We start from the raw sequence: 8,588 nt of genomic DNA, 5'->3' as shown, positions 1-8,588 counted from the left end.
GGACCTGGCCGTGGGTGGAGGGCCCGTATGGCGGTGAGGTGACGACGAGGGCGACCTTGCCGTGTATCTGTGGTGGTAGTAGGGCGGGTAGCTGCCGGGAGTCGCCGGTGTAGACCCGTCCGGTACCGGGGGCGCCGCGTCGTTCGGCGAGGGTGAGGTTGACCGCTGTGAGGGTGGCCCATCGCTGTTCGTATTCGATGCCGACGCCGTGGCGGTCGAGGTGCATGGCTTCGACCATGGTGGTGCCGATGCCGGCCATCGGGTCGAGCACGAGGTCGCCGGGGTCGGTGTAGGTGTTGATGGCGTAGCGGGCGATGGTGGGCAGCATCTTGCCGGGGTGGGTGATCGATGCCGGGGTGTAGCGGCCTTTGCGTAGTTCTCGGGAGGGCTGCTGCCCGGTCGGCCACACCGACCCGGGGTAGCCCTGGCCGAGTAGCTCAGCTGTGGCAGCGCAGCCGATGGCGGGACGGTCGGCCGAGGGGAAGTCAGACATTGGCGGCCTCCGGAGTCATCGACGCGAACACAAGAAGGTCCTGGTGTGCCCGGACGTGGTGCCCGGCGTGCAGTGGTGGGCGGGGCGTGGGTCGGGTGTCGGTGCGTGGCTCGGTCTCGGGCAGCGGAACCAGGGCCGCCGGGATGTGCTGGTGGTAAAGCAGCCCGACGGTGCGGGCGGCGGCGATGACCGTCGAGCGGTGCCCGAACGCGTTCACCTGTGGTCCGGTCGTGAGTAGGACGAGGAGGTAGCCGCCGGGGCGCAGCAGCGTCTGCCAGGCGCCGATGGCCTGGCTGAGGTCGTTCGGGTCGCGGCTGTCGATGTTCAGGCGCGGCAGCGTTGCCAGGACGAGTCCGGCTTCAGGGCGGGTGTTGTGGGTCGGGTGTCCGTCGAGGGTTTCGGGCCGTACGTGCGGGTGTTCACCGTTGGTGACGGCGGGGCCGGGTCGGCGGTGTAGGTGTTCGGCGGCGGCGGTAACGGTCGGGTGGCCGTCGAGGTCGAGGACGGTGTCGCCGTGGCGGGTGTAGCGGGCGAGCAGGTGGGCGACGTGGTCGGGGTGGATGCCGTACCAGTCGGGTAGCGGACGCCCGGCTGGGTTGGTGGGTCGGTGGGTGTGGGTGGGGGTGAGCAGTAGGGCGACGGGTGCCGGGGGGAGGGTGTGGGGGGTTTGGGTCTGCGGCATGGGGCGTGTGGGCCGTGTCCGCCGACGGAACGCTGACACATAGAGATACAGATTCCGGGCTTGTTTTCGACATCGGCCCGGCCTCGACGCCGCCGTCGGGTGGCGTCTGGAGCCGCCTGTCACACCCCTATAACAAGATCGGTTTGAGGTTGAACACGCAGGTCAAAGCCCTGAACGCGACGATGCGACAGCGTGTGCGGCGGGATGTGATGTCGACCGGGATCGCGGCCAAATATCGGCTGAATCGCCAAGTCCCTACAACATGATCGACTCTTGGAAGCAGAATCACTGGTGCCTGCAACAAGATCCACCCGCCGGTGTAACAAGATCAAAATAGGTCGGCCCGCCCGAGGGGTGGCCAAGCCCCGCCACTCGACCACACGCGAATCGCTTGCTGCCATTGGTCGTTGATGTTCACGGCGCGTTCTCGGTCGAGGGAGGGCCGGGGCTGCACCTGCGCCCCGGCGAAGGGTTGAACACGCAGCTCGGCATCCCTGTTACACCCCTCGGTAGGCGTGTGGGCTGCGGAGACCGGGAGGCGCTCGGCTGGGCTGCTAGCGCAAGGGTGGAACACGCGCTGTAACCCCCTTGAACAAGATCGACAGTGTTCATGATCTGTTACACCCGAGTGGCGGGATGGGTGCTGTTCCCGCCGGACGCCCAGCGAGGCGCCGGTATCCCACACCCACCTTTCGGGGGTTGTCCATGTCTGAGTTCGACTCTTCCGTGCTGCCCGCCGCTGTTGGTCTGGACGCACCGTGTCTGGTGTACGGCGAGCGGCCCTTTGATGTCGCCGCGAACTCGCTGCGCCTGCTGACGACCGGTCCGGAGCCGCTGTCGGTGGACGGCGCCGGCCTCGGTGGAGGGCTGCCGCGTCGGCAGATCGCGCTGTCGGAGCTGGCGGCGATCCTGATGCACCCCTCCTGCGACTACGCCACGAGCGACCAGGTGTGGCGGCTGCTCATTGGCCGTGCCCGCACCGACGGCCCGGCTTGGGTCGTCGGCGCTGTCGGGGTGGCCTTGCCGGGGCTGCGGCAGGCGGCCTACCGGCTGCGCGGCTTCTCCGGTGACGTGCAGGCCGAACTGCTGACTGCGTTCATTGCCGCTTTGGGCACGGTGAAGCCCGGCGGGGCCAAGGTGGCGCAGCGGCTGCTGTCGGCGACGGTCACCGCCGCCCGTGCGGCGCTGCGCGCCGACGAGCCGCGCACCAAAGTCCCCGCGGTTCAGGCGCCGGTGCCCTCCGGTGCAGGGCATCCGGACTTCGTGCTGGCCCGCGCGGTCGCGGCCCGGGTCATCACCGTTGCGGAGGCGGGGCTGATCGGCGCGACCCGCCTGGAAGGCGTGTCGGTGGCCGACTACGCGCAGCGCTCCGGCAAGGCGACGAAAGCGGTCTACAAGGCGCGTGACCGGGCCGAGGAGCGTCTGGTCGCGGCGATCCGTTGCGGCGCCCTGTCCGACGAGGACAAGGCAGTTATCGCCGAGGCCACGATGACCCTTGCCCCCGATCCGGTGCACCATGCCTGACCTGCATCTTGACGGCGCGATGTCGAAAACCGGCCCGAAATCTGTATCTCTTAGTGCGCGACTTTCCCGCATCTGGTGACCGGCTTTGACCGGCCCCGCTGACGGCGCTGACACCCCGTAACGGCCCCCGAATCCTTCGAAGGAGGACGGCCAACACGGCCGGTCGTTTGGTCACCAGCATCTCTCGCCCGTTTGCCCAGCCCCACACCTTGTGGGTGTGGGGCTGGGCTGCCCTTGGAAGGTGCCCACGTCCCATGAACCACCGCCCGTCACACCGCCCGAGTCCGACCCCGCGCCGCCCAATGACCGACCGGCCCGGTCGACGCCTGACCCGCACTGTGCGCCGCGCGGCTCCGGCGGTGGCAGTCACCGTCAGCACAGCCGTCGCCGTGGCCCTCGTTGCCGACGTCGCGTACGCGGCCGAGTCGATCGAGCAGGTGGTCAACAACATCCGTGCCTGGCTGGTCGGCATCCTCGTCGCCGTCGCCACGCTCTTTCTCACCGTGGGTGGGCTTCGCTACGCCGCCGCTAACGGTGATCCCGGTGAGGTGGAGAAGGCCAAACTCGCGCTCAGGTCCGCCGCGATCGGCTACGCCCTGGCGATGCTGGCGCCGCTGTTCGTCACGATCGTCGGCCAGTGGGTGGCGTGATGGCAGCCCACCTCACACCACCACATCGCCGTACCCGCCTGCTTGTGCTCATCGTGCTCGGCATCGGGCTCGCCAGCGGTCCCGTGTTCGCGGGGACGGCATCGGCGCAGCCGTCCCCGGAACCCGTCCCCGCTCCGGGTGGGCCGTCCCCGACACCGGCCCCCGACCCGGGGACACCGTCCCCGATTCCCCCGCCGCCACCGGACGGACCGACCCCGCCCGCCCCGTCGTCCCCGCCGACACCCGCCCCGTCCCCAGGGCCGTCCCCGCCCGCAGCACCACCACCCGATAGCGGGGACGACGACCCTGGCATGTTCGATATCCCCGGGCAGATCCGTAAGGCCATCAACGAGCTCCTACTGTGGATTGCCAAGACCGGCCTCACGCCCGTGATGAACACTCTCGGCCGCACAGCGCTATCCACCCCGGATCTGACCGGCAGCGAGCACGTCAGGGCGATCTGGACGACCAGCCTGGTCGCCGCGAACGGCATCTACGTGCTGTTCATCATCGCCGGCGGGTTCATCATCGCCTCCCGCGAAACCCTCCAGACGGCTTACGGGTTAAAGGAGATCGCGCCGCGGCTGGCCCTCGGGGCGGTGATCTCGAATGTCTCCCTCATCCTGTGCGGCAAGGCGATCGAGGCGACCAACGCCCTGACCGCCGCCATCGCCGGCCAAGGTGTCGACGGACCGGCGGCGGCGTCTGCGATCGTCGGGATCCTCGACCAGCCCCTGACCGCTCCCAGCAGCCCGAACATCCTGCTCGCGCTGCTGGTCATCGCCGTGGTCGTCCTCGGCATCGTCGTGGTCATCACATTCCTGCTGCGGGTGGCGCTGCTCGTCGTCCTCATCGGGGTCGCACCCTTGGCGTTGGCGTGCCACGCGACACCGCAGACCGAGGGCCTGGCCTACACCTGGTGGCGGGCCTTCAGTGCGTGCCTCGGCCTGCAGGTGGCCCAGGCGGTGATCGTCCTGGCCACAGTGAGGGTGTTCCTCACCCCCCACGGGCTGGTCCTCATGGGCGTTCCGGCCACCACCAGCGGCCTGCTCGGAGTGTTGGTCTGCGTCACGATGCTGTGGCTACTGACCAAGCTGCCAGGGCTAGCCACACAGTTCGTCCTCGCCCCGCTCGGGTTGCGTAACCAGGGCCGGGGGCTGCTCGGGCAACTCCTGCAGGCATACGTCATGGTCAAGACCCTCGGGGCCGCCGCCACGTCCATCGGCGCAGGCCGCCGCGCCACCCGCACAGGGACGGCTGCCCGCCAACGGGCCGGGAGCACCACCAGGAACGCAGCAAAGTCGAGTACCGCTCGGCACGTCCCCGCCGTCAGGGGCCGTCCGGGTACCCCACGCCCGCCGCTGTCCCGGCCGCCCCGACCCACCCCGGTGGCGTTTAGTAACGCCCCTGTCACGCAAACACCATTGTCGGTGCCGGCGGGCACCGCTGGGGCACCCGCGTTTAGCCACCCGGCCCGGTCGGATACCCCAACGGTGACCCCGACCGGTCCGGCCCCGACCCCGGCGTTTTCGCAGCCCAACCCTCCACAACCGGCCACCCCTCGACCGCGTACACCGCCCACCCCGCCAGCGTTCAGCACCACCACGCCCGCACCGACGAGCCCGACACCTCAAGGGCCGACACCCGCGGCAGTGTTCTCCAACCCGCCAGCACGGCAGAGCGCGCCACGCCGCCCACCGGCACCGTTCACGCCAGTGTTCTCCTCCGCACCGCCGACCCCGGCGACCCGACCCACGATGGCCCGGCGGCCCACCACCACACCTCGCCAGACCACCCGGGGCGGCTCACCGCCGGCCACCACAACACCGGCCGCGAGGCCGTCCCCCCGCCCGGCACCGGCCGCGCGGCCGTCCCCAGCCCCGCCGCGACCGTCCCCGCCTCGACCAGCGCGCAGTGCGGCTCCGGTGTTCCGACCGGCATCGTCCCCGTCCCCGTCCCAGTCCCCGCAACGACCGTCCCCGCCGACAGTGCGGCGCCGTCCCCGAGAGGCAGGTAGCTGATGAGCCGCCGTGACGATGAGGCGCCGCTTCGCGCGCGAGTACCGACGGGCGCTTCATACTGCCTTCTCTGGGTGTGCTTGTGGGATGGGTTTGGATCGCTGCTGCGGTCAGTCTCGCGCCCTGATGGGCGAGCCGGGCGACTGCGTCCGGGTCGGTGTCCAGTTTTTGGTGAAGATCCAGTCGAGGCCGTCCTCTCCGGCGGTGTCGAGATGTTCGGCGCGGCGCAGTCCTGTTCGGCCGGCGACTGTGGCGGAAGCGATGTTGTCCGGGCGGACGCGAGCGATGATCCGACGGTCTGGCAGGTTGGTGGTTGCCCAGGTGACGACTGCGGTCGCGGCTTCGGTAGCGATGCCGTTTCCCCAGGCGGCCGGGTCCAGGCGGTAGAAGAGGTTGAGTACCTGCTGGTCCTGCAGGTGCATGAGCTTGAGTCCGCAGAAGCCGAAGATGCCGTGCTGGGCGTCGGCCTCACGAGGGTGGATGACCCAGTAGCCGAAGCCGTGCTGGTCCCACCGGTGGTAGCGGTCTTCGGCGTCGGCGCGGGTGGCGAGCATGTCGGCCGGGTTGTGGGCGCATGCCGCCGGGTCGTGGTGGATGCGGTAGATCGTGTCGATGGCCGCCCGGGTGGGTCGCCGCAGGGCCAATCGCGTGGTCAGCAGTTCGTTGTGACCGAGCTGATCATCGCCCATGGTGGTGGTCCTTTCATGGCGTTCTGTCGGTTTCTGTCCGACGTTGCAACGCTCGGGCTGCTCAGGTCAGCTTCGGGATGGGTTCTTGGGCGTGAGCCGGAACGATCGAGCGACTTTCTGCCGGTAGATCTGCTGTGTTGCGGGGTCCCAGGGGATGCACCAGCGTCCGCCGGGTGCCCGGCGGGCTGGTACTTGACCTTTGATGAGCCAGTTGTAGATGGCGTCGGCGGGGATGCCGAGTTGGGCGGCGGCGTGTTTGACGCTGATCTCGCCATCTTGGATGGCCACGGTTCGGGGTGCCCAGATCTTGTAGGCGTCGCGGACACGGGCGACGCCTGCGGCGGTGAAGGGTTTGCCTTTGCCGGTGAGCAGGCCGGCGGCGTTGAGCCGTTCGGCGAGTTGTTCGCTGGTGTGCGTGGCGCCGTAGCGGCGGACCAGCTCGAGAGCGCCGGCGGGAGTGCGGCCGGGCCCGTGCCGCAGCGCGGTGAGTTCGTCGGTGGCGCCGGTGTGCCAGCGGACACCGATGCGGACGCTGTCGTCGTCGGTGGCGGGCAGCAGGGTGATGTCGGCGATCAGGCTGCGCAGCAGCCGTTTGCGGTCGCGGTGGCTGGTGGTGGGGCTGTCCCACAACCGTGGCAGGTCAGCAGCCAAGGCTTGCAGCGCGTTGCGCTGGGGCGCTGGGGCGCTGGTGGCGTGTGCGGTGGCCAGCGCCGCTTCGGCGTCAGCGAGTTGGGCCAGCTTGGCTTCCCATCGGCTCTCCAGGCTTCGGGCTACCAGGCGATTTTCTGGCTCGACGTTGGTGAACGCTCGTTCGGCGCGGTCGGCTTCGTAGCGGGCGCGTTGCACGGCCAGTTCGGCGGCCCGGTGGGTGCGCACGCGGCGGTCGGTGACTTCGTCGCTGGCGGCCAGCGCGATCGTGATGTGTTGTTCGGTGATGGTGTCGAGGAACAGGGCGCTGACGGCCGCGTCGACGGTGGTCGCGACCACGGTCCGGCACTGCGGGGTGCGGATCGAGTCTTTGACCTGGCAGGTGTAGGTCGCGCGGGCGTCGCCGCGGTCGTAGCGGGTGCCGACCCGGCCGCCGCAGACACCGCAACTGATGATGCCCTGACACAGCGCGGTCCCTTCCCGGGCCGGGCGGGCACCGCGTTGGGTGTTGTTCGCGGCGAGTTTCACCTCGATGTCAAGGTATTCCTGCCAGCTGATGTAGCCCTCATGGTGGTCTTGGATGGTGACCGTCCAGTCCTCGCGGGCGCGTTTACGGCGCGAGCTGCGCACCGTCCCGTCGGGTTGCACCCGGCGTCTCTCGGTGGAACGGCCGAAAGTGTAGGCGCCGGCGTAGGCCGGGTTCTTCAACGCCTGCAGCACCCGGGCGTGGGTCAGCTTGCCCCACTTGAGGTTGCCTGCCCATGCTCCGCCCCAAGTGCGTTGCGGGAACAGCCGGCCCGCGGCGTCGAAGGCGCGCATCACCGCGAGCGCGGAACCGCCGCGGTGGAACTCAGCGAACAGGTCCGTGACCGCGCCCTGGATCTGCTCGTCGGGGTCCTTGACGACGTCTCCGTCAGCGTCGTACACGAGGCCGACCGGCAGCGGGTGCCGCAGCTCACCGCGCTGCGCTGCCGCCAGCTTCGCGCCGTGCAGCCGGCCCATCAGAAAGTGCAGTTCAATCTCACTCATCTGACCCTTGAGGCCGAGCAGCAACCGGTCGTTGACGTTACCCAGGTCGTAGACGCCGTCGGCGTCGATCAGCAGGGTGTCGGTGAGACGGGCCAGCTCCATCAACCGGGTCAGGTCGGCGTTCGAACGGCCGAACCGGGACACCTCCAACCCGAACACCGCGCCGACCTCGCCCATGCAAATCCGCGCCACGATGTCGCGGAAGCCATCGCGTTCGGAGCCGAACCGCCCGGACATCCCCAGATCGGCGTCGATCACGACGATCTGCTCGGCCAGCCAGCCGAGCTCCGCGGCGATCGCCGTCAACCCGTACTGCCGAGTCGTCGACTCGGTGTTCTCCCGCACCTGGGCGAGGGTCGACTGACGCACATACACGATCGCCTGCCGGCTCAGATGCGACGACATGACCTTCGGCGACGGCTTCACCAGCCGCACCCGCGTTCAGCAGCGCCTCGAGCATGTTCGCCACCGCCATCACCGCTTGACGCAGGTCCGGCCCGCTCAACCACCCTCGTCTCCGGCTCGTCCGAGCCATCCCAGTCCCGCTCAGGAGCCACCTCATGAGTACTGCCTGTCCGCGCCACGTCGATGGCGTCGACCAACGCCCGCGCGGCAACCAGCCCCTCAACAGCAAGCCGATCCGACGACGCCGGCACACCACGATCCGTCCACTCCTGACGCACCGTGACCCGCCGCCTCCCGTCGACCTCGCACATGAACCACAACCCGGTGCGTTTACGCATCGTGATCAACACCGTAAGGCACCGACCATTCAGAGGATGGAAAGGGTGGGTGATCGTCAATGAGTCCGAAGAGTACCTGGACGGACGAGCCTTATAGGACACGGGTTCCCGC

The 8,588-nt window shown here is 69.2% G+C and carries 8 protein-coding genes; 3 read left to right on the top strand and 5 right to left on the bottom strand.

Annotated elements, in window-relative coordinates; genetic code table 11:
- The coding region (locus tag B118_RS0124425) for a TRM11 family SAM-dependent methyltransferase (RefSeq protein WP_028193643.1) at nucleotides 1-493 on the bottom strand (493 nt) is incomplete at its 3' end.
- Nucleotides 486-1,175 (bottom strand): hypothetical protein, encoded by a 690-nt coding sequence (locus B118_RS0124420; RefSeq protein ID WP_028193642.1) that lies wholly within the window; start codon nucleotides 1,173-1,175, stop codon nucleotides 486-488. The genes B118_RS0124420 and B118_RS0124425, both read right to left, overlap by 8 nt.
- A 705-nt stretch (nucleotides 1,176-1,880) precedes the next feature.
- On the opposite strand from B118_RS0124420, the gene B118_RS0124415 reads away from it, so the two are divergent.
- From B118_RS0124415 to B118_RS0124405, 3 genes are all read left to right on the top strand, one after another.
- Entirely contained in the window at nucleotides 1,881-2,699 is an 819-nt protein-coding gene (locus B118_RS0124415) for a hypothetical protein (RefSeq protein ID WP_028193641.1), read from the top strand.
- A gap of 302 nt (nucleotides 2,700-3,001) precedes the next feature.
- A complete protein-coding gene (locus tag B118_RS0124410) occupies nucleotides 3,002-3,349 on the top strand; it encodes a pilin (RefSeq protein WP_043542014.1) in 348 nt (115 codons plus the stop codon).
- A 311-nt stretch (nucleotides 3,350-3,660) separates the two neighbouring features.
- Nucleotides 3,661-5,370 carry a TrbL/VirB6 family protein gene (locus tag B118_RS0124405; RefSeq protein ID WP_028193639.1) on the top strand — a complete coding sequence of 570 codons (1,710 nt, stop codon included), beginning with the start codon at nucleotides 3,661-3,663 and terminating at the stop codon, nucleotides 5,368-5,370.
- A gap of 107 nt (nucleotides 5,371-5,477) precedes the next feature.
- Here the strand turns inward: B118_RS0124405 and B118_RS29225 are convergent, their stop codons facing one another.
- The 3 genes from B118_RS29225 to B118_RS34005 form a co-directional block, all read right to left on the bottom strand.
- Nucleotides 5,478-6,056: a GNAT family N-acetyltransferase gene (locus tag B118_RS29225; protein ID WP_050592854.1), complete on the bottom strand. Its 579-nt coding sequence runs from the start codon at nucleotides 6,054-6,056 to the stop codon at nucleotides 5,478-5,480.
- A 66-nt stretch (nucleotides 6,057-6,122) separates the two neighbouring features.
- Entirely contained in the window at nucleotides 6,123-8,159 is a 2,037-nt protein-coding gene (locus B118_RS0124395) for a recombinase family protein (protein WP_028193441.1), read from the bottom strand.
- Nucleotides 8,156-8,578, bottom strand: a complete 423-nt coding sequence (locus B118_RS34005; RefSeq protein WP_420329464.1) for a DUF5372 family protein — start codon at nucleotides 8,576-8,578, stop codon at nucleotides 8,156-8,158. The genes B118_RS0124395 and B118_RS34005 overlap by 4 nt, the downstream gene beginning before the upstream one ends.
- Between the last annotated feature and the right edge of the window lie 10 nt (nucleotides 8,579-8,588).

The organism is Salinispora pacifica CNR114 (assembly GCF_000514775.1).
Lineage (GTDB): Bacteria > Actinomycetota > Actinomycetes > Mycobacteriales > Micromonosporaceae > Micromonospora > Micromonospora pacifica.
Note: the sequence above shows the minus strand (reverse complement) of the source record. Positions and strands in the feature narration are given on the sequence as shown.